Source organism: Anaerobacillus sp. ABR4_321, assembly GCF_056158505.1.
This window is the reverse complement of sequence record NZ_JBSWTK010000001.1, coordinates 3,742,666-3,766,621: the sequence shown is the minus strand read 5'-3', so window position 1 is coordinate 3,766,621 and position 23,956 is coordinate 3,742,666. Positions and strand designations below refer to the sequence as shown.

Genomic DNA, 23,956 nt, shown 5'->3' with positions numbered 1-23,956 from the left:
ATTATGAGTGGGGAAACACTACCCGTCTGGTTCTGGATCATCTATTATTTAACGATGATTGGGACCATCGCAATGTCAGTGAGGATGATTTTTAAAAGGAAGTTAGTAGCACTTTCTTCAATTGCAATCATACTGGTCGTGTTAGCGCTGCTGCTTTCGATCAATATGATCGCACGAATGGAAGGAACTGAATTAGAGTACTTGATTTACTCGTTACATAATGGCGCAGTATGGGCGTTTGTCCTTGTTTCGATCTATTGCTACATCTTGTTTTGGTGGCTATTTTATATGAAAAAAAGATGAATGGGGGGATGGCTGTGATGAGAAAGACATTTCATATTCTACTTTTGTTTCCGCTAGTAGTGATTTTCGGATATACTTTTTGGCTTTCATCATGGACGGCGAGTTACTTACCGTTTTCGGATCAATGGCGGGAGGAAGTGGTGTTTACGCCTGACGCTGTTACGGACCATTCCGAAATCTACCTCATCGACTATTATCTTTACGCATTACGGTATTCACCGTTTTTAACGATCGTTTGCACCGTCTCATTTTTAGCGATACTGGTCGTTTTGTTTTTATTAGTAAAAGGTTTGCTAGGCAAAACGAAAGAACAAGCGTGACTTGGTAGCAATTGGATTATTTGCCCCATTTCACGTACTATTCTTTACATTGGAAGGACTGGAAAGAATTAATAATGAAACGCGATCGCCTCCTGTGTTACTTTGGTACTAGACTGATTTTAGGAGGTAGATTTCGCATGTTTAAGAAAATGTGGATCTCAGGAATCGCAGCAACTTGCGTTCTAGCATTCTCATTACCAACGCAAAGTTCTGCCGAAGAAAACACACACACCGTCCAAAAGGGCGAATCACTATATAAAATTGCAACAAATTACGGAGTACCTGCAAAGCAATTGCAGGCGATGAACGATAAATCAACGCACGAGATTCATCCAGGAGAAGAGCTAGAGCTTCCAGTCGTGCCAAGTGACTACGAAACAGATCTTCTTGCTAGACTCGTAGAAGCTGAGGCTAAAGGAGAGAGCTACGCAGGGAAAGTCGCCGTAGCGACTGTCGTGTTGAACCGTGTTCAAAGCGATGAGTTCCCAGATACCCTTCATGGTGTCATCCATGATGGCATTCAGTTTTCACCGGTATTGAACGGTACGATCAAGCAACCAGCAGGCGATGAGTCCAAGCGCGCAGTAAAAGAAGCGCTCGCTTATCAAGGATATGATAGAGAATCACTTTTCTTTTATAACCCTGATAAAGCTCAAAGTAGCTATTTAGAAGGCAAAGAAGTTACGACAGTTATTGGGAACCATGTGTTCTTAAGATAATTAAGGTAGAGCAAGTCCTCTTCATGGGGACTTGCTTTTTTATGGTTGCTAAAGAAATGACGATCATATTAAAGAAAAAGGGTGCCAGACGATGGCACCCTCGAAGTTTTACCAATTAGTAATTGACCGCACCTTCAGCATTAACGCGTCCGTTTTGGAATAATGTACCCGTTCCAGTCACGGTATCAGCTGTTTCTTCAAGAGCAGTGCGGATTTCTGAAGCGCTGCGTCCTTGAGATGCGAGGAGTCCAGCAACACCTGCCACGACTGGTGATGCCATCGACGTACCAGAAAGGTTGTCATAGCTATTGCCAGGCATAGTAGAGTAAACGCTAGAACCAGGTGCAGCGATATCCACCCATGTTCCGTAGTTTGAGTAGTATGCGATCATATCGTTTTGGTCGGTCGCTGCTACTGCAATCGCATTCGAGTAGTAAGCAGGATAGCTTGGTTTCGGCGTACTTTCGTTACCAGCTGCTGCTACCACGACAGAGCCCTTGTTCCAAGCGTAGTTCACTGCGTCCTTAAGCGTTTGAGATCCAAGGATTCCACCGAGGCTTAAGTTGATAACCTGTGCACCTTGATCTGCTGAATAGCGGATTCCCTGTGCAACGTCATCGAGAGAGCCGCTTCCACTTTCATCTAAAACACGCACAGCTAGGATAGAAGCTTTTGGAGCTAAACCAGCGATTCCGATGCCGTTATTTGTGTTTGCTGCGGCAATTCCGGATACGTGCGTTCCGTGGTAGTGCTCATCCATCGGGTCATTGTCGTTGTCGGCAAAGTCATATCCTTTGATGACTTTTCCTGATAGATCAGGGTGGTTGTAATCAACTCCAGTATCGATGACCGCAATTTTGACTGAAGATGAGCTTTGAGAAACGTCCCATGCTGCGGGTGCTTTTACTTTTTGTGGTGCATATTGTTCTGAACTAAAGAATGGATCGTTAGGTGTATAGCTCACATGGAACATGGAGTTCTCTTCAGCATAGTCAACGTGAGGGTTCTTTTCTAGCGCTTTAATTGCTTGAGCTGCGTTTCCGTTCACTTTTACAACAAAGAAGTCATCGGTTGTTTCGATAACATTTCCGCCCGCTTTTTTAACGATTTCCTTTGCATATGTAGAATTGACTGATTTATTAAAATGGACGATCAATTCTTGTGGCGCAACTTGTTGTTTGCTTGAATACGTAAACGGCTTTTCCTTTCCTTCCGTTTCCGCAGCTGATGCTGGTAGTGCTACTGAAAAGAGTAGAGTTGCAGATGTTGCGAGTGCAGCGACTTGCTTTAACATGTTTCGATCACTCCTCTAATTGATTCCCGGAAGGTTCACCCGGGTTAGGGAGAGGATTCAACAAATTTCTACAAAGCCCTTCCGTGTTCTAAGAAGATGATGATTAATAACTAGTTCATCATCAAAGTTATGGAAACTTTGTAGTTCAAAGTAATGAGGCTGTGGTTCGAAAGTCTTGCGCTTTTTTCTTTCTGGGGGTGAAGTTTGGGTGAGTAATTTATGGATGAATATGGTGATTATAATAAAAATTGAACTGGTGTTCTTCAGGGAAATTTGGAACAATAGTGGAGTTGGAAAGAAAGGTTTTGTTAAAGGAGGAAGTCATATGTTTGTAGGACAACTCTTATATTGTTTAGGGATCGTTGTTACCGTTGGATGTGCAATCATGCTGCTACTAAGCTTTTTTAGTGGAAGTGGTCTGATGGTTGCACCTTCGTTTGGCGTGTTGAATGGACTGATCGCGATGGGCGTAGGAGATCTAGTTATTCACTCCAATCATAGAAGAAATCTTAGTATGGATCGTGAATAGATACGTACATACTTAAAAGCCTGAGGATCATCTCCTCAGGCTTTTCTATAATAATGAGTTTACATCTCTCGCGCCGTTTTCCGTCTTCTCAAACGATAGAAAACGAGGTAGAGCATCGGCACCATGATCAGCGTAAGAATAGCTGAGAACAGGATACCGGAAATGATGGTAACGGCAAGTGGTGTAAAGAGTGCGTCACCAGATACGGCAACTGGAATCAGTGCAACGATCGACGTGATCGCTGTAAGTAAGATCGGGCGTAAGCGAACGCGTCCGGATTCGATGACAGCTTCTTTTACATCCATGCCTTTCTTCAATGCTTGCTCGATAAATTCAATCAATACGACCGAATTTCGTACAACGATTCCTGTGAGGGATACCATTCCCATGACACCGAGGAAACTGATCGGAGTCTGTGTAACAAACAGGCCGAGAATCGCACCTGCAATGGCGAGATACACCGCAACGAGTACTAGGAACGGTAGTGAAAGTGAGTTGAATTGAAGAGCGATCAACAGATACACAAGGAATAGAACGATAATGAAGAGAACGGTAATTTCTGAGAAGAAATCACTTTGTGCTTCATTTTCACCACCGAGTGTGATGCTGTAGTCAGCTCCTAGGCCATCACGCTGCTCCTCTACGATTTCCTTCACATTCGCTTCATAATTTTCTTCATTCTCCGGAAACGCTCGAAGCGTGATCGCACGTTCTCCATCTTTATGAGGGATAACTTGAAGCTTTTCATTTCGTTCCGTTGTTACGAGTTCATCGAGTGCGATGAGTTCAGGTGGACCGCCTGTAGAAGCGGCTGGAACCTCTAACTCTGTTAGATCGATTTCGTCCCCTTCAAGGACGATCGTCATATCTCGTTTTACAACCCCATTATCGAACGCTTTTAACGGAATACCTGCCGTTGCAAGTCGCAGCTGCTGGCTGATCTGATTGACCGATATGCCGGTCTCTTCAAGAGCGTCACGATCTGGCACATAGTCGAGTGAAGGTTCGAATTCGCCAACATTGTCTACCACAAGGTCAGTTTCAAGGTTCTCGATTTCGGTCGTTAATGTATCTCTAAGATCGATGAGCTTCTCGATTTCAGGACCTGAAACGGTGACGGTAACTGGTGCACCAACTGGTGGTCCTTGTTGAATCGTCTCCATGAAAATTTCAGCATCAGGGAACTCCTCTCGAAGGGTATCTGTCCAATCGTCTATTAGTCCCTGGGTCGTTTGATTTTCACGATCGACCCGCGCCACGATCTGACCGGTGTTTTCTCCAGTGTTGCTTAGGGAGCTATTGAAAAGTCCCGGCGTTCCTGTCCCTGTGAAGACGCTCGTTTCATAAACGCCATCATCTGTTTTTAGGCGTTCCTCGATTTCCTGAAGTGTTTCATGCGTTTCTTCAATCGGTGTTCCGATTGGCAGCGTGATGTCGACCGTTACTTCTTCCTTATCTGCTGCAGGGAAGAATTCAAACGGTGTTAATACAACTAACCCGAAGATCGCTGTCGTGAACAAGAGCCCTAAGATCGAAACGAGAATCGGTTTTTTAGAAAACTTCTTAAGTAATTTATCTGCATACACGTCAGCTAATTTGTTAAGTGGTTTCCCTAAAAGACCTGGTGCCTCTGACATCGGCTTCTTGGACCTGCGGCTTAAGAAGTACCTGAGAATCGGTACGAAAACAAGCGCGACGATTGTTGATGCAATAATCGTTGTAATCAGAACGGTCGGCAATGCGCGAATGAATGCACCGTTTCCGCCTGATAAGAAAATGAGTGGTAAAAACGTAAAGACGATCGCAAGGGAAGATGTCACGATCGACACCCAGATTTCTTTTACGCCGTTAACAGCACCCATCATCCCTTTATCACCTAGCTTGTACCTTCGCTGAATGTTGTCGTTGATCACGATGGAGTCATCTACGATGATACCGAGTGCGATAATCAACCCGATCACTGAGATCTGGTTAAGGTCAACTTCAGCAAATGGCAGCGGTATGAAGCCCATCAAGACAGAGATCGGAACAGCTAGTGCGACAACGAGTGCGCCTGATCCTGATAGTCCTAATGATGTCGCGACGATAACGGCGAGTACCGAAATTGCAAGTGATAGGAAGAGCCCATCAAAAATGTCGTTCACGATCGATGCTTGAGAATAATAGGGTTCTAATTCAACGTTAGAGGGTAACCCATTCGCAAGCTCGTCTACTTTTTCGCTCACGCGTTCATCGACAGTCGGGATGTCTTCGCCTTGCTCGACATACGCTGTGAACGAGACAGAAGGTTTTCCTTCATATGTGATGATATCTGTCAGTTCTTTTGGTTTCACTTCGACGCTCGCGATGTCCTTTAAAAAGACAGAGTCGCCAGCGGGATTTTTCCCTACAAAAAGTTCTTCCATTTGGTCAAGAGAATCGAAGTTTTCGACAGAAAGTTGAACGAGTTCATCGTCCATTTCCTGTTTACCAAGAGGGGTAGGGTAGTATTCATTATTGATCGCGTTTTGAACATCGATGACAGTGAGTCCTGATTCTTTCAAATCGTCCTGTCTTAATTCGATTTCGATTTGTTCTTCAGGCAGCCCTTTGATCGTTACGCCAGACACACCTGAAAGTTCACTTACTTCATCTTTCCAGCGGTTCAACTCTTCCTGCATGGAAAGGAGGTTTTCTCGATTATCACTCGTTAGATGATAGGAAACGATCGGCATCTTCGCCGTTGATTCGTTTACTTCTGGCTCAAAAGCATCTTCAGGAAAAGAGGTGGATGCGTCTGAGACCGCTTGTCGAACATCGCTAAACACTTCTTTCTTGCTTTCACCCTCTGCCACTTCTACCACGATGGTAGAAAAACCGGCTGCTGATGATGAGGTGATTTCAGCGATGCCATCGATCGAACTGATCGATGATTCGATCGGGTTTGTAATCGAGCGTTCCACCGTATCGACTGTAGCACCTGGGTAGATGGTGTTCACCGTTCCGATGTTAATGGTCGTTTCTGGGATTTCACGCTGGGGCAGTTGAATAAATGTAAATACACCAACGATAACGAATAATAGGATGAATATGATGAATAGCTTTGATCGTTGTAGAATCCACTTTAGCATTTGGGGCCTCCTCTAATTTGTTCCGACCGATTGGTCAATATGATGTTTTGTATACCCTTTCTATACCTACAAATAAACTTTTGAACTTCTTGACTCACTAGTCATTTTACTTAGATAATAGGAGATGTCAAGAAATGAATGTGCTCCTCGAAAAGGGAATAACAGATTTGAATTCGCTCTTTCAGGGAAGAGACGTTATAATTTAGGTCAATGTCGTGGCGTGAAAGAGAACAACGAGGTGAAACAATTGGATAAAAGGAAAGCGATTCTAGAAGCAGCCGTTGAGCTCATCGGAGCGAAGGGCTATACACATACATCCATGCAGCAAATTGCTGATAGCGTTGGAATTTCGAAAGGCTCACTGTATTCATTTTTTCCATCGAAGGAAGATTTGATCATTTCGATTTACGAGCATTATCAGCAACTTGTCTTCGAGCGAGCGTTTGTGATTGGGCTTAATGATCTCCCTCCATATGAGCGGTTTGCGAAACAATTTCAAGTGCAGTTCGAAGGGATACTCGAATACAAGTCTTATATGAAAATGCACATGCGAGGGGAAACCGCTCAGAGTAGTGAAAAGTTAGAGAGCATGGCGCACCGCATGAGAGGAAGGCTGTTCAGCTGGCTTGAGAGAAATTTGCTCGACTTATATGGTGATCAGATTTCACCTTATAAATGGGACTTGATGTGGATGACGCAGTCGATCTATACCTCTTATACAGGATTGATGATTTCTACTGAAAGCCCAATCGGTCCAGAGGAGCTTGGGCAGCACATCGTCCGTCAGATCGATATTCTTGCGAACGATTTTCTTTCAGGAAACAGTCACCCTCTTCTTGATGATGAGATGATGCGACCGTTCTCAGTTGGAATGGATCGTGAAGGTGCGTTCACATCGTTCGGGAAAAGAGAGGAAGCGTGGAAAGCGGTATACGATAAGGTCCATTCGTTGAACGGAGATTACTATCTAGATGTGATCGATCGGATCTCGGAGGAATCAAGAAAATCAAAACCGGATGAGCTTGTGATGAAAGGCTTGTTTCAACTGTTGAAAGAGGAAGTAGAATTAAAAGCTGAAGCTGAAGCATTAGAAGAGCAGCTTCTACCTTAGAAAGAGGAATTTACATCAAGAATGGAATGAAAAAAGCCATACCTCACTCTGTAAATGAGAGAAGGTGGCTTTTTTGTTTGGAGAAGGATGTGACAAATAGTGACAAAAGACGGGGAGTGACAGGCACCATGCTGGAAGAAATACTAGTTGTCAAAGGCCCTGTTCCTTCTTTACAATGAATCTTAAATGAGAGAATTCTTCTGGCCAGAAGCGAAGAGAGGAGGGGATGCAGGTGCTGAGAGCGAACAAGGTGGTCTGTGATAAACGGTCGTATTCTAGTGATATGACATCTCACAAACATGACTTTGGTCAATTTCTATTTCCTTTGAGTGGCTCTTTAGACATCTCGACAAAACACCAAGGTTTACACCTCACTCCTGATCATTGTTTTTACCTTCCACCGTCGTATAATCATGAATTTCGTTCATCGGTGAGAAATGAATTTTTAATTTTAGATATCCCGACGGACTTTTTACTGTGGGAGACAGAAAGTATGTATGTCCCAATGGATGAGCAGTGGACGTCGATTCGTTTCTTGTTATTAGAGGAAATCCGGAATAAACAAAACGATTCAGCAGCACTAAGAGATCTAACGAGATATGTGGCCAATAAATTGAAGAGCGCTACCCCCCCATCGGTCGACTATATTCATCGGCATTACAAAGAGTCCATCAGCTTAGAAACGTTAGCTGCAATCGAACGCTATCACCCCACTTATTATTCAGCGTGGTTCAAACAGAAAACGGGGAAGAGCCCGAAGCGCTATATAGCGGAGTTACGTTTGAAGGAAGCGAAGAAATTATTAATGAACACGTCCTGGACGATCACATATGTAAGCCAGGAGATCGGTTTTGAGAACGCTTCTTCTTTTACACGATGGTTCGTAAAGCAAGAAGGCATTACTCCACAAACGTACAGAAGTATGAAGAATGGATAAAAAGAACCTTAAACTCAGTAAAGATGAGCGAGACTGATTCATCTAAAATGGGTTTAAGGTCTTTTTATTGAGGTGATCGTTATGGAAAAAAAGGTCGCACCTTTTTTAGTTTTATTAGCGGCTATCTTGTGGGGAACAACGGGAACGGCACAGTCGTTTGCTCCTGAAACGGCGCATCCTGTCGTAATCGGTGCCGTCCGCTTAGCGTTAGGCGGGCTCCCATTACTTTTGATCGTTCTTCTTTTCGGTAAGTTAAGAATAAAAAATTGGCCTATAAAAGAAACGGTGCTCGCTTCCCTTTGCATGGCTTGTTACCAACCATTCTTTTTCTCCGCTGTAACGTTGACGGGTGTCGCGATCGGAACGGTCATTGCGATCGGGAGTGCGCCAATTTTGTCCGGGTTAATCGAGTGGCTCTTTTTTAAAAAAAGTCCCGCACGAGTATGGTGGTATTCGACGATCCTTTCGATCGTCGGGTGCTGTATGCTTTTCATCAATAAAGAAGCAGTCGTGGTCGACCCATACGGGATTGCGATGGCGTTGGTGGCAGGGCTCTCTTTTGCGAGTTATACGCTAGTTAGCAGAAAACTAGTCGAAAACCAGTCGTCATTATCCATCGTCGCCGTAGTTTTTTCGCTTAGCGCGATCTTCCTATCGCCATTATTGTTTCTCTATGACTTATCGTGGATCACGGAAGGAAATGGGATGGCTGTTAGTCTTCATCTCGGCATCATCGCAACCGGCCTTGCCTATTTCTTGTTTGCGAGGGGAATGGTAAACGTCCCATCATCAACGGCCGTTACCCTGGCATTGGGTGAACCCCTCACGGCTGCCTTGTTGGGCGTGTTCGTTCTTGGAGAAAGCCTTGCTCTAACGTCATGGGTGGGCATCTCTTTCTTATTGGTAGGGATCGGGATATTAATTCTTTATTCCAAAGAATCCGAAGTGGAGAATCGTAAGCAGCGCTTTAGTTCGGCTCTGAGTAAGTAGACGTCTCATTGAATGAAGAAGATCCTTTCTGAAAAGTTGGCGCTCTTTTTTTATGGTAGACTTAGGTGGAAGTGGGGTTATAGGAGTTGAGACGGTGTGCCTTTATTGTTTTTATTAATCGCCTTGTTAACTATGTTTTCGTATGGTTTTATGATTTCGCCAATCTTTTTTCTGGTGGCGATCGCGAGTGCGATTTATTATTCGAATAAAAGAAAGTATATGTTCGCTTCTGTTGTTACGTTTATTGTGAGTTTATTAGTGTTGATTACGATGGGACTTTTGTTTCTCGTGGTTACTTTCGGTCAAACGTAAACGTATGATAAAAAAAGAGCTTGATATGCAGGTATGCATTCAAGCTCTTTTTTTATTGAGCTGCGTTGTGATAGAGAGGTGCGCTTTGTTTCTTTGATTCCTGCACGATAATGACGGAGCTGATGACCATGATCATCCCAATGTATTGCCACATCGAGAGTGTTTCGTTGAAGATAAAGAAGCCGACGAGCGAAGCGACGACTGGTTCAACCGTCGCGATGATGGAAGCACGGCTCGATTCCACGTGCTGTAAGCCTTTCGTATAAAAGATGAACGGGAGCATCGTTGAGAGAAAGCCAAGCCCGATAATGAGGCCTAGTACGTTTAGATTGGTGAACATAGCGATCTTTGATCCTAATCCGCTAAAAGGCACGATGGCGACCGTAGCAAAAAGAAACGTGTACACCGTTACGGTTAACGAGTCATACTTATTCAGAGCGAACTTACCGAATATGCTGTACAGAGCGTAGAAAAAGCCTGAGCCAAGTCCAAGGATGAGTCCATAGAGTGAGATGGATGAAGATGAACTTGAGAAAATTCCGATGACGAGTGAGCATCCGACAAGAGTGATCAAGAGTGCCGTCACCTTCCGAGGCGTCAGTGCTTCTTTGAAAAGCAAGCGTGATAAAATCGTAACGAAAGCTGGTGCAGTATAAAGTAAGATGAACGCGATCGAGATCGATGATTCTTCCATCGAACTGAACAAGCACCAGTTGAAGAGCACGATGCTGATGATTCCGGTTCCGATGAAGTATCGACTATCCTTCAACCTTATGTTGAATAATTTCCGATTTTTAAATAAAACGTAAGAGGACATGAAGATGGCAGCTGTTAACACCCTGATCGCAACCACCTGAATCGGCGTAAAGCCAAGTTCATAAAGATATGTAACGAATACGCCGATAATCCCCCAAAGTGAAGCACCGATTGCGATCAATAACCAAGCTGATTTTTGTTCCATCAACATCCCTCCAATCTTTAATCCATTCATTCTAACATAGGAATCGCCTAGAAGTTTATATTATTGTGATAGCTTTTTTTAGTTTATGGTATAGATCAATTTGAATCGATTTACATAGAAAAGGCATAGCCTTCGTTTGGCTATGCCTTTCGTTTGTTAGTTGTTCTTTTTAGTGTTTGCAAGTCGACCTTCTTGGTTTTTTTGTTCATTCGTGTTGTCGACTAAGTCAACTTCGTTCGTGTAAGACTTTTTCATCGCACCTGGTTGATTTGCGTATTTTTTCTTATTCAATTTCACAAGGATCACCTCTAAAGATTAGGATGACCCAAGATGAGATGAACATACGCAAATTGTGACAAAAACCGGGTGGTGACAGGCACTGTGAAGGGCACCGTGAAGTTAACAGATCGAATCTTTTGGACTTGGATTCGACAACCCAAACAACGGCCTTATGAAGAGGGCAAGGTAAGTCCCGGCAAGTGCCATGATCATCCATACCCATCCGTGTAGGCTCATCGATGCGATACCTCCGAAGTAAGCTCCGATGTTACAACCGAATGCAAGGCGAGCGCCATATCCCATCATAACACCACCGATCAATGCCGCCATCGTCACGCCAGGGGTGAACGCTTTTAGCTTGAACGTTCCTTGCGACGTTGCTGCGATAAATGCGCCAAGGATGATACCGAAGTTCATCACGCTTGTAGAGTCGAACAGCACAGAATCCGTTAGCTGCTGCGTACGTCCAGCCCAGTATCCCCAGCTGCTTACGTCGACACCAAAGAACATGAGTACTTTTGATCCCCAGAGAGCGAATGCTGATGTGATGCCCCATGGGTTTCCTCGAACCGCTAGTGTTAACGCATTTAGTACTGCTAACACGATCGCCGCAACAAGTAGTGGCCATGAGCCTCGGAAGAGCTTCTTGATACCTGTCGTCGTAGGAAGTGGCTTCATGCTAGGAGGATTCTTCTTCCGTGCGATTTGAACAGTAATGCCGTAGATTCCTGCAAAGATCGCAAGTTGAAATAGCACACCTCCAACATAGCCAAATCCGGTAGTTTCAGCGAGTGAAATCGCACCGAGACTCGGCATCGCTTCACTCGTCCACCATGGAAAGTGTAGTGCGCCAATTGTTGAACCGACAATAAAACCGATTAGTGTTAGGAAGAGCGGTGCGTTTCCGCCGCCAACATTATAAAGGGTTCCAGAAGCACAGCCATTTCCAAGCTGCATTCCGATGCCGAAAATGAAAGAACCGAATACAACGCTGACACCAACAGGGAACACATATCCAGCTGGTGTGTTTCCTGAGAAGCTAAATCCTGTTGCAAGGATGATACCAAATAGTATCGTCGCAACGGCAAGCATCGATAGATGTGCCTGTAACCCTTGTACGTTTCCGACAGATGTTAATCTTCTAAATGCTGATGTGAAGCCGAACCGTGCGTGTAACAATGTTAGCCCTAACGCTAACCCGATGACAAAGAGCGCTCCTTGTGTCCAAGAAACAGTCATCACGATCACAGTGAACAGGATGATCGAAACTAGTATACCTAAAGAAACGAACGGCTTCTGTATAGGATTCAACGGTGTTACTACCGTTGTTGATAGTCTTTTCTTTACGTTTGCAGCTGCTTCCATTGAGTAAACACCTCAATCCTTATAAGTTTAGTATGAATTAATCTTTACGTATCATAATACGATTTACCAGATTTGTAAATCGTTTCGCTTATAACGAGGTGTTCGACAAAAAGCGGGTGGTACCAGGCACCGTCATGGCACCCTATTTCTTCGAGAGGTCTAGCGACTTCATGAAGTATGCGGTTGGTAATAGGATTCCAAGCATCGATTCTAGAATAGCAAAGAAGCGTGCTGGCCCGACCGGAAGCATGTCACCGTAACCAACGGAAACGAGTGTTTCACCACTGAAATACAGCAAGTTCATAAAGGTAATATCGATCGGCTTCATAGAAGATAAATTTTGCACTAAGATGACGCTTTGAAGCGAAAGAAGATAATAAATCAGCGCAAAACCTACCAGCATACTGAACATAACGAGTACGAGCTTAAGAAATAGAGCTGAACTGAACGTGCTCTTACGGTAGGCTTTGTTTGTGAAGAAATAGTAGAGATTGATTGCAATAAAAACGATTGTAGCTCCGATTAAAAATGTCGACATGATTTCACCTCCGTTCTCTTTTTAATTATCTTTTTCGCAGTAACGTAAACTTCTTTTGTGTTATGGTAAATAAGTGGAAGAACTATGTAAAATATTGCTATCTATGTAGGCGCCTGTAGTTAAAAGAGGAGGCTCGCGATGACAAAACCTACTGTTCATTTAGTTGAATACGATGAAAATTGGTCGAAACAGTATGAGAAGGAAAAGCAGACTATCCTTCAGGCGGTGGAGGTTGTCGCAATCGAACATATCGGAAGTACTTCGGTGGAGGGGCTTTCCGCAAAACCGATCATCGACATAGCGGTCGGCGTTCATGATTTGAAAGCGGTCGAGTCGATGAAGGACCCGCTAGAACGCGCTGGTTTTGCTTACGTTCATAAACCTGAACTGGAAGACAGACGGTTTTTCCGGAAAGGTGAGTGGGGGAAAGGAACGGTACACGTGCACGTATGTGAATACGAAGGATCTCAATGGAGAGAAAAGCTAGCTTTTCGCGATTATTTGCGTGCTCACCCAGATGCAGCACAGGAATATGAAGCATTGAAACAGCATCTGGCATCTAAATATAAAGATGATCGGCCTACATATACAAAAGAAAAAGAACCATTTATCAATAAAATACTTGTGAAGGGCATTTAAGGGGGAAGGGTCAAAAAGAATGATCGAATTGTTGTTAGTTATCATGACGATCGTAGGGATGATCGTATTTTACCGTAAAGCGGAGGAGCCTGAGCCGTATTTGTTCGTGAAGATCGTCGGTCTCGTGTTATTAGGTGAATTCAGGTTAGAAATCGGAAGTGTTATCCTTCCGATCGGTTTTATTATTTTCTTGTTGTTTATGAGAACGTTAAAAACAAATGCTAAAGCAAAAAGAGGAGCTGCGTTCTTTGGACTCCTCGTTTTTTGTTCATCGCTTCTCCTGCCGTTTCTTCAAACAACCTACTATGAATGGCCGCGGAACATAGCCGTACAGGATACGAATTTTTATAGTGGTAGTTTGGTAGACGAGTTCAAGAACATTCAAAAGGAACTAGATGACGGCCAGTTTAACGGGAAGATCACAAGTTTTGATATGACGATTAGTAGTGAAGGTGATCTTGAAGACTTCGACATGCAAATGATAGATGGGTATGGTCCTGAAGAGGTCCACTACGATGTTTCGCTATCTGAAGATGATGAAGAATTTATTGTGAAACGGAAACGATTTGAACAAGAAGCATACGTCGTATCAAATGCTGGGACGTTGACGGAAGCGGAGTTCTTTCTTGCTCAACTCGACTTGGTCGAGAAGGGAATGCTGGAAGAAGATACTGATTTCTATACCTTTCATTCATCAGGACAGCGCGAAGGCTACGCAGTCGTCGAAAACACGGAGAAATACATCATCGATACGGCTGGAAAACATAAGGTGGAGAACGATGATTTACCTTTTGAAGCGATACTCGTTGAAGTGTGTGATGGAGATTGCGACGTTTATGAACATTACCTTTTTGATGTGTTAGAAAGATACCACGATGTCACGGAAGAAACGGTCCTTGGGGTCGCGAGAGAAACATCAACTGATGTTCATGAATGGTTGAACGCGCATCGTGGATTTCAGATCGCCCACGAAACGAATGGGGAGTACTTTTTAAAAAGAGACGGTGAGACAATAGAGGTGTCAGAAAGGGAATATGTTGAAGCGTTAAAAGAAAATCCGAGGGTCGAGATTGAAAGAGATGAATCCATTTGGCATGTAACGGTTGAGCATACGTATGGAGAGGCGCCTCACACGATGGAATTCACGTTAAATGTTGAGACGAAAGAAGTAATTGAGGTAAGGATGCGTTAGTCCAATTACCGAGGGGGAATAACCATTCTAGTATTAAAAACTGTTAATCTCATTCTCGCAATCGTTGCAATGAGTGCGGGGATGTATGATTTGTTTATTGATAGACTAAACATAAGCATGAACATTAAGATGCTGTTGTTAGCCTCTTTGTTTACGATGTTTGGGATCGAACATGCCTTGAAAAGGGAAGATGGGAAGAGGGCGTTCAACATATTTCTTTTTGGAGGCGTTATTCTTTTCTTAATGTTTGGGATTCAGTTCGTTTGGCAAGTGGCAGAGGTTTACTTCCTCTCGTCAAATTGACAAACGAACTGGTGTCGCATATGATTGTCAGTAACAGAACTTTTTACCGCCTAAACAAGAATAGGAGAATGATGTATGAGTGTGGTTGTTCTTAACTAATCCACAAATTGGATAGCACCTGTTGTAATGAAGAAAAAACGTGCCTGAGGGACGTTTACTTTGTTATGAATCAACAGGGCAGTTAAGAACAAGCATAAGCATAGCTGAACTTCATCATAGAACGCTATGACTGGCTTATTCAGTCATAGCTTTTTTGATGTCTCGGGCGGTAAAAAGGGGATTCGTATGGAATCCATCTGTTTATCATAAGCCACGATGAGCTAACAAGCTTGTCGTGGCTTTTTTTATAGGAGGAGAACATGAATACACAAACATTTGAAACATTAGAATTCAACGAAATCATCGAAGCGATCAGCACATTCGCCTTAACGAATAGAGGAAAAGAATCGATCCGTCACTTGAAGCCGTCCAATAATCAGAGCATCATCGAACGATGGCTAGAAGAGGTTGAAGAAGGCGTCGCGATTTTAAACGTGAGTGGAAGTGTGCCGCTTCATAGCTTGAACGACATAGGGCTCTTGATCGAGCAGGGGAAAAAAGGACTTTTCATTCGAGCGATTCAATTCACAGAAGTCGTTTCATTTCTAGAGCACTGTACGAAGCTGAAGAGGTTCATGAACGATAAAGGTACAGTCGCACCTACGATTAGCTTGTATGCTGATTCAATCGAGGATCTAAGTTCTCTAGAAGAACAAATTCATGCGGTGATCAAGCATGGCCAGGTCGATGATCATGCATCTAAAAATTTGCTGAAAATAAGAAAGCAGCATAGTGTGAAGAAAGAGAAGCTGAAGGAACGGCTTGAAACGCTTGCGAAAAAATATGCGAAGTGGATGCAAGAAGCACGACCTGTTGAGAAAAATGGTCGCCAGACGTTACCGATCAAACGAGAGTATCGTAAGAAGGTAGCCGGCACTGTAATCGATCAATCGTCATCAGGTGCGACGCTTTTTATTGAGCCGAATGAGCTTTCTGCGATCCATGATGAACTGCAGCTTTTAGCTCTCCAGGAGGAGCAGGAGGTCGAGCAGATCCTTTACGGATTGACTGGCGAAGTGCTCGCATATGAGCGTGAAATTAACATTGCGTTAGAAACGATGCATCAGTACGACATCATTTTTGCAAAAGCAAAATATAGCCGGAGAATCGATGGGGAGACCCCAGTTTTCTCAAGTGATTTCACAATTGATATCAAAGCAGCAAAACATCCACTTTTAGGTGAAAAAGCTGTTCCACTATCGCTAAAAATGACTGAAGGTGAACAAGCGCTTCTCATTACAGGGCCAAATACGGGTGGAAAGACGGTCACGTTGAAAACGGTCGGCCTGCTCTGCATGATGGCACAGTGCGGAATTCCGATTCCGACGAAAGCACCGTCTACGCTGCCGATTTACCAGCAGATCTTCGTTGATATTGGAGATGGTCAGAGTCTTGAAGAGAACTTGAGCACGTTCAGTTCGCGCATGGTGAACCTGATCGATATCTTACGAAAAGCAAATGACCATTCGCTTCTATTACTAGACGAAATCGGCTCTGGTACGGACCCTGGTGAAGGAATGGGACTCGCAACTGCAATCCTTGATCAGCTCGCAGCCAAAGGTGCAACGATTTTTGCGACGACGCACTATAGTGAGATGAAGCAGTATGCGAAAGAGAAGGAAGGGTTTATCAACGGTGCGATGGAATTCGATCTCGAAACCTTGAAGCCGACGTATCAATTACTCCTCGACACGACTGGAAAGAGCCAGGCCTTCGCGATCGCGCATAAGCTCGGGCTTCATCCTGATATCTTAAAGCATGCGAGCAAGATCACGTATAACGAAGAACAGGATTTTACAGTAGAAAAAGATGTGCTTTCGACGAATGATTACAAGCAGCAGGTAACGGTGAATCGGTATGGTAGGAAAACGGCTAAAAAAGAAGAAAAAGCGGAAGTGACGTTGTTTGAGCAAGGAGACAACGTGATCATTCAAGCAACAGATGAAATGGGAATTGTGTATAAAGGTCCTGATGATCTAGGCAACTACATCGTACAGGTTCAGGGGGAGAAAAAAACGTATAATCATAAACGGCTTCGTCTGCACATCTCGGCAAACGATCTTTACCCAGAGGATTATGACTTTGATATCATCTTTAAGTCCAAGGAATATCGAAAAACGAAGAAGGTGATGAATCGTAAGTTTGTTGAGGGACTGACGCTTGAAGACGAGGATTAAAAAAGTTCGTTTTCGCCCGATAGAGTTGGGTAAAAGTGCCCATCTTTTTCCCGAAATCTCCTGATATAATTAGCTCAATTAAGATGAGGGAGATAGCGGAATGACGAATGTGGAATTTGAAAAGCTCGTTAAAGAGAAGGAGATCGAAGCGAAACAAAATCCGAGTGCATACAGGAGGAAGGTAGCAGCATTTTCATTGATTGGGTACGGTTACCTCCTTTTGGTGTTTGGAATCATCCTTAGTTTGTTTTCGATTGCGATCGTGAATTTTATTAGCGGCTCTTTTACGTTTGGCGGAATAAAAGTTGGCATCATCACATTGGTTGTAGGTATCATCATGTCCCGCGCGCTGTGGGTTCGATTCGATCATCCTGAAGGCGTCACGCTATCAGAAGAAGATGCACCTGAACTATTTAAGACGATTAATGAGATTCAATACAAATACAAAACGAAACAGGTTCATGAAGTGCTGTTGACCAATCACTATAACGCAAGCGTCGTGCAGCATCCGCGTCTCGGTATTTTCGGCTGGTACAAGAATTATCTCGTCCTCGGACTACCGCTCATGCAAGCACTGTCACGCGAACATCTCGATGCCATCATCGCTCATGAGATGGGCCATCTGGCGAATAAGGATGGACAGTTCGGAACATGGTTGTATCGGGTCCGTGAAACGTGGATCACCCTTTTGGATAAGTTCGAAGAATCCGAAGTGTGGGGCGGCTTTTTGTTCAGATGGTTCTTTCGCTGGTTTGTCCCACGGTTCGATGCTTACTCTCATGCATTAGCGAAACAAGAAGAGCATGAAGCCGACTGCTTTTCGAGTCACTATACGGATCCACATGCCGTTGCTGAAGCGTTAGTGATCACAGAAATCAAAGCAGAGCGATACGATGAGTTCTGGGAGACGTTATATGACAAAGGCTTAGAAGAAAAAGAGTGTCCACGTCCGTTCGCTCGGGTGCAAGACGTGTTGGATCATCACGATCCGGTTCGGCAAGAGAGTGTGTTGATGAAGGCGATGAAGCGTGTGGCCTCGATCAATGATACGCATCCATCCCTTTTTGAGCGGCTCAACAAGTTAGAAGTCGAGGTGAGTCAGGTTCCGATCGTCACCTATCCAGCAGCTGAGCTTTATTTAGAAGATAAGGACCATTTTATTGAGTACTTTGATGATGTTTTCGTTCGAGTGGAGAAAGAAGATTGGAAAGAGCGTAAGTATGAGAAACAGCAGCTCAAGCTTGAGTTAGAAGAGTTAGGGTCTAACCCGACACTCTCAGTAGACGACGCGATCAAACGAGCGACGCTATTTGAAGATGTGTATGGAACGAAAAAGGCTGTACCGATCTATGAACAATTGTTGGAAAAGTTCCCTGAGACGAAGTCGAACGTATCGGTTTTGATGGGGTTAGGGAACGCTTACTGCGAAGATGAAAACGTGAAATGCTTAGAATGGTTAGAGGAAGCGATCAAACGAGACTATCGTGTTGGCTTTGATGCGCTTTCCCTCATGGCTAGGTACTATGAATCGAAAGGGCTTTATAGTGAGATCGAAGCACTTGATCAACGTGCAGCGGAATGGAGCGACCTCGTCGAGAAAGCGGACGAGGAACGGAGCGAAGTGAGACCTGATGATGCGTATCGTCTGCCAGTTGTGAAAAGTGAGGTCATCCGAATGCTCTCACAGTACCTTCGAATGTTTCCACAGGTAAAAGTCGCTCACTTACTTGAAAAAGTAGTCACGCACTTCCCTGATCAAAAAGTGTACGTGTTAACGATTGAGCTAGAAGAATCTTATCTCACGAATAGAAAACGAAGCGCGTTTATCGAACGGGTTTGTGAAGAGCTAGAAGCGGACGAAGAGATCCTCGTACAAGTAACGAACGGAAACAAACCGATGAAGCGGGCGGTCTCCGAACACCCTAAGAGTGTTATCTATGAAAAAGGGAAGAAATTCATTGAGCCTATGCCTTCTGTTGGGTAAGGTCAAAGAGCTTTGAAGCAGTGTGCTTCGAAGCTCTTTTTATTTTTTACTACTTTTAATAGTCTGAAAGTTTGGTAAACTACAATTATCAACTTTTTCCAGTGGAGAGACCGCAAGATTTGAAGAAGTAGAAAGAAGGTTAAGATGAGGTTTAGAGATTTTCATAAGAACATTAAGATTCGGATCATCGAATCGTTTATTAGTCGTTTTATCGGCAGTATGATATTTCCGTTTATGTCGATCTATTTGGCATTTCACTTCGGTGCGAAAATTGCGGGAATGCTGCTACTCATCAACGTGTTCGTCGGAATTGGCATCACGTTTGTAGGGGGCTACTTCGGCGATCAATTCGGTCGGAAGAGGATCATGCTCATTGCGGAAACGCTCAGGTTCTTTGCGTTTACAACGATGATGGTTTGTAATTCACCATGGTTTGAGTCACCTACGATCACGTTTGCGATGATGACGGTAAACAGCATCAGCTGGGGACTAGCAGGTCCTGCTAACCAGGCGATGTTGATCGATGTGAGTACGCCGCCGCAACGAAAATTAATGTATTCCATCACGTACTGGGCAAATAACTTGTCCATCGCGATCGGCGGGATTATTGGAGCGTTCCTTTTCAAAGATTACTTGTTTGAGTTATTCATGGGACTGAGCGTTTCAGCGGCGATCGTCGTCATCATGATTGCATTTTTCATCGATGAAAGTTACGTCCCGACGGCTTCTAACGTGAAGCCGCATCAGCATATCCTTCAGCTGTTCGCTACTTATAAAAGTGTACTGAGCGATAAGTTGTTCGTCCTCTTCACGATTGCAGGAGTTTTAATCCTCTCGCTAGAATTTCAACTTACGAACTATATCGGCATTCGACTCAGTGAAGAAATGGAGACGCAGCAGTTTCTTCTATGGGAAGTTGATGGTGTAAAAACGATGGGATTTCTTCGGAGTGAGAATACGATCCTCGTCGTCGTGTTGATGTTGTTCGTCACGCGTATCCCTCACAAGCTTCAAGACAAATCCGTTCTCGTATTGAGCTGTTTGATGTTCACGGCGGGGTACGGCGCACTCGCTTATTCTAACAACCTCGTAATCTTGTTTGTGATGATGGCGATTTTGACAATTGGGGAAGTGTTTCGAGTGCCTGTGGAACAGTCGTATATGGCTTCCATCCCACCAGACGATGCGGGGAGCTCATACATGGCGTTCAACGGGTTGAAATTTAACCTATCGATGTTGATCGCTTCATTGACCGTGACACTCGGGGCAATCCTCCCGTCCGTTGTGATGGCTTGGACCATACTTGGTATCGGATTACTAGGAACACTAATCTACCATCTCATCACCCCAGCTCTCGATAAGCGTAGGGAGATAGCCGAGATGAAGCAGGCTGTATAAAAAATTGGTAGAAAGGATGATTCAATATGATCACACCGATCTTTCGAATTTTTGATAGTGAAAAAGCGTATGCCTTCTATGTAGACTTTCTAGGTTTTCAAGTAGACTGGGAGCATCGATTTGCGGACAACATGCCTCTGTACGTGCAGGTGTCGATGGACGAAGCTGCGATTCATTTATCTGAGCATTACGGAGACGCTTCGCCGGGTGGAGCGGTCCGGGTGAAAAAGAGTGATCTTGAAAGCTATCATGCGCTGCTCCACAGCAAGGACTATCCATTCTCTAACCCAAAGGTAGAGAAGAAACCATGGGGCACAATCGAGATGACGGTCGTCGATCCATTTTCAAACCGGATTATTTTCTATGAAGGTGTAGAAGAGTAATGGAAATTGCACTAACGAAATTGAGCGGAACGGATGCAGAGGATTTGTTTCGCTTTGAAATGGAAAACAGAGCTTATTTTGAAAAAATGGTCCCGACTCGAGGAGAGGATTATTACAAGTTTGATGGTTTTCTAACAAGGCATGAAGCGCTCCTATCGGAACAAAGTAGAGGGAATTCTGCTTTTTACTTAGTAAGAAATCTAGAAGGACACATTGTAGGGCGAATGAACATTTCGGTTGATGAAAAGATGCATGGCGATCTTGGATACCGAATTGGTCGTGATCACACCGGCAAGGGAGTAGCAAAACAAGCGTTGAAAGCATTGATGGAAGAAGTGAAAGGGACGGGTGTAAAACAAATTCATGCGAAAACGACGTCAAACAACATTGCATCACAAAAAGTGTTAGAGAAGAATGGGTTCAGATGTGTTGGTTTCGACGATGAAAGTTTTAGCATGAAAGGAGAAACGATGAATTTCGTTTATTATATGTGGAGTGAAAACAACTAAGCGAAGGTGAGAGGATGGGAAACATACAGTTACAAAAAGGTGATCTGAAAGTGAGGTATGGGTCTGAGGAGGTTACCCTGCTGCCAAAAGAGTATCAGCTGTTCCGCTACTTATACGAACGTGAGAACCGTGTGTTTAGTAGAGACGAACTCCTTGATGCGGTGTGGGCGATGGAAGCACCAACAGACCGGACCGTCGATGATCACGTGTATCGGTTGAGAAAAAAACTTTCTCCGCTGACCTCCGTTTTCACCATCGAAACGGTCAGGGGACAGGGATACCGGCTGAAGGTTCATAAAGAAATGCATAGCCCTTTGCTTAAGGATGAAGAAGTGTCTTCGAATGTGAAGACGCTTTTTCATAAATACCATCTTTATGGACAGGGAGATGCGCTGAAGCTGCTTGAGGAAAATCAGGCGGTGTTCGGCTTTGAACTCGATCTTCAGAGCAAGCTGTATCTTCGGTTTATGAAGGGGGAGTTTCAGTCGTTCCAAACCCAGGAAGATCCATTCTGGGAAAAGTGTTATTACCTTCTACATATTTATTCTTACACGACGAGTGACAAGAAGAAGAGCCTCGAGTTTTTTACAAAAGCGTTGAAGGCAAAAGCTTTACCTGAGCATCACCGTTTAGAAATTCGACTCTTGAACCGTCTGTCACTCCTTCTTTTTACAGGACAACATGATGAAGCAGAAGAACTGCTCATCACATCGAAAAAAGAAGTGCATGAAAAGAAGCTAGAAGGGTTTATTCCGTTGATAGCGTTAACGGAAAGCTATCTCGCTCTTGTAAAAAAGCAAGAACGTTCAGTTATACAGAAAAAGATCCATGAGATGGAGGAGCTCCTTCTTCGGTATCCTTTTTCAAGAGAACGAGCGAGCTTTTCGATCTTAAAAGGGGTTCAGTGTCTTGCTTTTGGTGAGGAAGCAGAAAGTCATTTTCTTGAGGGTATTCAGCTTTTTAAAGAGGCAAAATATGTGCCTGGAATCTTTATCAGCTTAATGACGATTCGGTATTTTAGAGATGTTTTTAAAGTTGAAGCGTTAGAGCAATTCGAGAACATGTGGGAAGCGTATGCGGAAGAATACAAGCTTTCTGATCTTGAACCGAAAATCAGAAAGCTGTTGGATGACCATCTTTCGTCCCTCTGATATTCCTCTGATAATCACTCGTTATACTCCTAAGTGAACGTTACTTAGGAGGTTTTTATATGAAGAAATCGCTATGGAAAGACGGAAATTTTGTAAGGTTTTTTACTGCGAATATGCTTTCGAACTTTGGGAACTGGTTTGATTTTGTCGCAGTCCTTATTTTGTTTCGGTATACGTGGAAAGCGGATCCAATCGTGATTGCCCTCATTCCTGTGATGTACGCGATTCCTAGTATTCTGCTAGGACAGTTCGCTGGGGTGTTTGTCGACAGGAGAGACAAAGTGAAGGTGCTCATCTATTCAGATTGGATCCGGGCGATCTTGACGATTGCGCTGATTTTGACGACATCTCCACTCTTTGCATTGCCGGTCCTGTTACTCCGGAACACGGTAGGAGTCGTCAGCTTACCGGCGCAGCAAGGGTTGATGAGAAGGATCGTTGATGAAGAAGATATCATGAAGGCGGTCACGATCAACGGAAGTTTGTTTCAGCTCGTGAAGGTGGTCGGTCCGCTTCTAGGTGGAGCGGTTGCAGGAGTTTTATCTGCAAATGCGTCGATTGCTCTAAACGCTTTTTCCTTTGCGCTATCAGGGGTTATTTTGATGAAAATCACGGTAAAAAAAGAGGGGCCTTTGATCGAAGAGGGATTTCGTTCGATGAAAGGTGCAGGATTTTTCGAGTCGTGGAAAGAAGGGTGGCACATCGTTTTTCAAAGTAGGATCCTCACGGCGAGTATCTCGTTTGGAGTTGTGAGCACGCTCGTGATTCAGATGATCGATGCTCAATTTGTGACGCTTTTTAGCGAGGTGTTTCCAGATGATGAAGAGATTACGGGCTTCGTCATTGCAGCGATTGGAGGCGGCTCCTTACTTGTCGTGCTCCTTCTGAATAAAATGGATGGAATTAAAAAGTATGGCTGGTATTTTGGTGTGGGGAGCCTCTTGATCGGGCTGATGACGTTCGGGATGGGCTTTCTCGGAGAGTATCAGGTGCTCGTCCTAGCGATTTCACTTGCGCTAGTTGGAGGAATCGGGAACGGAATCATCTTCACCGCAGTTCATTATCTCATTCAAAAGGAGCCACCGAAAGAAGCGATCGGCAGAGTTTCGGGTATTGTGGATTCTACGCTGAGTATTCTGTTTATCGCTGGACCGTTACTTGGCGGTGTGTTGATTGAGCAGGTTGGTGTGTTGGCTGCATTTAAAGTGATTGGGATAGGCTTGACGCTTATTGGGGTGATCGGGGTTCTTTTTCAAAATGTTATATGGAATACTCGTTCTAAGAGAGAATCAGAACGTGATGCAACGGTAGAACGCTCATTTCATACGTAATGGGAAAGCGAAAGGAGGCAAT

24 protein-coding genes are annotated in these 23,956 nt (G+C 44.1%); 18 read left to right on the top strand and 6 right to left on the bottom strand.

The features are described 5' to 3' along the window. The first annotated feature begins 3 nt into the window (after positions 1-3). The 3 genes from ACXADT_RS19780 to ACXADT_RS19770 all read left to right on the top strand — a co-directional run bounded on the left by ACXADT_RS19780 (position 4) and on the right by ACXADT_RS19770 (position 1,342). A complete protein-coding gene (locus ACXADT_RS19780) occupies positions 4-303 on the top strand; it encodes a hypothetical protein (protein ID WP_474832490.1) in 300 nt (99 codons plus the stop codon). Positions 304-320: 17 nt separating this feature from the next. Next, a complete protein-coding gene (locus ACXADT_RS19775; RefSeq protein WP_270180971.1) occupies positions 321-623 on the top strand; it encodes a DUF4306 domain-containing protein in 303 nt (100 codons plus the stop codon). A 137-nt stretch (positions 624-760) separates the two neighbouring features. After that, a complete protein-coding gene (locus ACXADT_RS19770) occupies positions 761-1,342 on the top strand; it encodes a cell wall hydrolase (protein WP_474832489.1) in 582 nt (193 codons plus the stop codon). 115 nt (positions 1,343-1,457) lie between these two features. On the opposite strand, the gene ACXADT_RS19765 is transcribed toward ACXADT_RS19770, so the two are convergent. Further along, entirely contained in the window at positions 1,458-2,636 is a 1,179-nt protein-coding gene (locus ACXADT_RS19765) for a S8 family peptidase (RefSeq protein ID WP_474832488.1), read from the bottom strand. 325 nt (positions 2,637-2,961) lie between these two features. On the opposite strand from ACXADT_RS19765, the gene ACXADT_RS19760 reads away from it, so the two are divergent. Continuing rightward, complete coding sequence (locus tag ACXADT_RS19760; RefSeq protein WP_270180974.1) at positions 2,962-3,165, top strand: hypothetical protein; 204 nt, start codon at positions 2,962-2,964, stop codon at positions 3,163-3,165. Positions 3,166-3,224: 59 nt separating this feature from the next. Here ACXADT_RS19760 and ACXADT_RS19755 read toward each other — a convergent pair whose 3' ends face one another. Further along, positions 3,225-6,275: an efflux RND transporter permease subunit gene (locus ACXADT_RS19755; protein ID WP_474832487.1), complete on the bottom strand. Its 3,051-nt coding sequence runs from the start codon at positions 6,273-6,275 to the stop codon at positions 3,225-3,227. Between the two features lie 238 nt (positions 6,276-6,513). Here ACXADT_RS19755 and ACXADT_RS19750 point away from each other — a divergent pair, with 238 nt between their 5' ends. The 4 genes from ACXADT_RS19750 (at position 6,514) to ACXADT_RS19735 (ending at position 9,625) form a co-directional block, all read left to right on the top strand. Then, a complete protein-coding gene (locus ACXADT_RS19750) occupies positions 6,514-7,386 on the top strand; it encodes a TetR/AcrR family transcriptional regulator (RefSeq protein WP_474832486.1) in 873 nt (290 codons plus the stop codon). Between the two features lie 493 nt (positions 7,387-7,879). Beyond that, positions 7,880-8,323, top strand: coding sequence for a helix-turn-helix domain-containing protein (locus tag ACXADT_RS19745; protein WP_474832485.1), 444 nt, complete (start codon positions 7,880-7,882; stop codon positions 8,321-8,323). 81 nt (positions 8,324-8,404) lie between these two features. Continuing rightward, positions 8,405-9,313, top strand: coding sequence for an EamA family transporter (locus ACXADT_RS19740; RefSeq protein ID WP_474832484.1), 909 nt, complete (start codon positions 8,405-8,407; stop codon positions 9,311-9,313). 96 nt (positions 9,314-9,409) lie between these two features. Next, positions 9,410-9,625, top strand: coding sequence for a hypothetical protein (locus tag ACXADT_RS19735; protein WP_474832483.1), 216 nt, complete (start codon positions 9,410-9,412; stop codon positions 9,623-9,625). Between the two features lie 52 nt (positions 9,626-9,677). Here ACXADT_RS19735 and ACXADT_RS19730 read toward each other — a convergent pair whose 3' ends face one another. From ACXADT_RS19730 to ACXADT_RS19715, 4 genes are all read right to left on the bottom strand, one after another. Continuing rightward, entirely contained in the window at positions 9,678-10,586 is a 909-nt protein-coding gene (locus ACXADT_RS19730) for a DMT family transporter (RefSeq protein ID WP_474832482.1), read from the bottom strand. A 156-nt stretch (positions 10,587-10,742) separates the two neighbouring features. Beyond that, on the bottom strand, positions 10,743-10,877 hold the full coding sequence (locus ACXADT_RS19725; protein ID WP_270180981.1) for a hypothetical protein: 135 nt from the start codon (positions 10,875-10,877) through the stop codon (positions 10,743-10,745). A gap of 108 nt (positions 10,878-10,985) precedes the next feature. After that, positions 10,986-12,230: a YeeE/YedE family protein gene (locus tag ACXADT_RS19720; RefSeq protein WP_474832481.1), complete on the bottom strand. Its 1,245-nt coding sequence runs from the start codon at positions 12,228-12,230 to the stop codon at positions 10,986-10,988. A gap of 142 nt (positions 12,231-12,372) precedes the next feature. Then, complete coding sequence (locus ACXADT_RS19715; RefSeq protein ID WP_474832480.1) at positions 12,373-12,768, bottom strand: ion channel; 396 nt, start codon at positions 12,766-12,768, stop codon at positions 12,373-12,375. A gap of 138 nt (positions 12,769-12,906) precedes the next feature. Here ACXADT_RS19715 and ACXADT_RS19710 point away from each other — a divergent pair, with 138 nt between their 5' ends. From ACXADT_RS19710 to ACXADT_RS19665, 10 genes are all read left to right on the top strand, one after another. Further along, entirely contained in the window at positions 12,907-13,407 is a 501-nt protein-coding gene (locus ACXADT_RS19710; protein ID WP_474832479.1) for a GrpB family protein, read from the top strand. Positions 13,408-13,426: 19 nt separating this feature from the next. After that, complete coding sequence (locus tag ACXADT_RS19705; RefSeq protein WP_474832478.1) at positions 13,427-14,599, top strand: hypothetical protein; 1,173 nt, start codon at positions 13,427-13,429, stop codon at positions 14,597-14,599. Between the two features lie 90 nt (positions 14,600-14,689). Next, positions 14,690-14,902 carry a hypothetical protein gene (locus tag ACXADT_RS19700; protein WP_474832477.1) on the top strand — a complete coding sequence of 71 codons (213 nt, stop codon included), beginning with the start codon at positions 14,690-14,692 and terminating at the stop codon, positions 14,900-14,902. Positions 14,903-15,261: 359 nt separating this feature from the next. Further along, positions 15,262-17,178 (top strand): endonuclease MutS2, encoded by a 1,917-nt coding sequence (locus ACXADT_RS19695; RefSeq protein ID WP_474832476.1) that lies wholly within the window; start codon positions 15,262-15,264, stop codon positions 17,176-17,178. Positions 17,179-17,278: 100 nt separating this feature from the next. Beyond that, positions 17,279-19,162, top strand: coding sequence for a M48 family metallopeptidase (locus ACXADT_RS19690; RefSeq protein ID WP_474832475.1), 1,884 nt, complete (start codon positions 17,279-17,281; stop codon positions 19,160-19,162). A gap of 144 nt (positions 19,163-19,306) precedes the next feature. Then, the gene (locus ACXADT_RS19685; RefSeq protein ID WP_474832474.1) at positions 19,307-20,560 is read left to right on the top strand and encodes an MDR family MFS transporter; all 1,254 of its coding nucleotides are present in this window, start codon (positions 19,307-19,309) and stop codon (positions 20,558-20,560) included. A gap of 26 nt (positions 20,561-20,586) precedes the next feature. Beyond that, positions 20,587-20,943: a glyoxalase superfamily protein gene (locus ACXADT_RS19680; RefSeq protein ID WP_474832473.1), complete on the top strand. Its 357-nt coding sequence runs from the start codon at positions 20,587-20,589 to the stop codon at positions 20,941-20,943. Then, positions 20,943-21,452, top strand: coding sequence for a GNAT family N-acetyltransferase (locus ACXADT_RS19675; protein WP_474832472.1), 510 nt, complete (start codon positions 20,943-20,945; stop codon positions 21,450-21,452). The genes ACXADT_RS19680 and ACXADT_RS19675 overlap by 1 nt, the downstream gene beginning before the upstream one ends. A gap of 14 nt (positions 21,453-21,466) precedes the next feature. After that, complete coding sequence (locus tag ACXADT_RS19670) at positions 21,467-22,603, top strand: winged helix-turn-helix domain-containing protein (RefSeq protein WP_474832471.1); 1,137 nt, start codon at positions 21,467-21,469, stop codon at positions 22,601-22,603. Between the two features lie 59 nt (positions 22,604-22,662). After that, entirely contained in the window at positions 22,663-23,934 is a 1,272-nt protein-coding gene (locus ACXADT_RS19665; RefSeq protein ID WP_474832470.1) for an MFS transporter, read from the top strand. Positions 23,935-23,956: the final 22 nt, after the last annotated feature.